This is a genomic window from Microvirga pakistanensis (genome assembly GCF_004458765.1).
Lineage (GTDB): Bacteria > Pseudomonadota > Alphaproteobacteria > Rhizobiales > Beijerinckiaceae > Microvirga > Microvirga pakistanensis.
In genome coordinates this window covers 1-242 of sequence record NZ_SPJX01000276.1, presented here as the reverse complement: position 1 = coordinate 242, position 242 = coordinate 1, and the positions used below count along the sequence as shown (strand labels likewise).

The 242-nt window shown below is 69.8% G+C and carries 1 protein-coding gene; it reads left to right on the top strand.

Annotated features, from left to right (window positions below; translation table 11 throughout):
- Positions 1-242, top strand: a 242-nt coding sequence (locus E4K09_RS15235; protein WP_244610515.1) for an FAD-dependent oxidoreductase, incomplete at both ends; no start/stop codon positions are given.

Genomic DNA, 242 nt, shown 5'->3' with positions numbered 1-242 from the left:
TACCGGCTCGGGAATCGATGGAGTTTGACGTTGTGATTGTCGGGGCCGGCCCTGCGGGGCTTGCCGCGGCGATCCGGCTCAAGCAGCAGGCGGCGCAAGCCGGCGCGGACATCTCCGTGGTGGTGGTGGAGAAAGGCTCGGAGGTGGGCGCCCACATTCTGTCCGGCGCGGTGATCGACCCGATCGGGCTCGACGGCCTCCTGCCCGAGTGGCGCACCGATCCCGACCGGCCGCTCAAGACG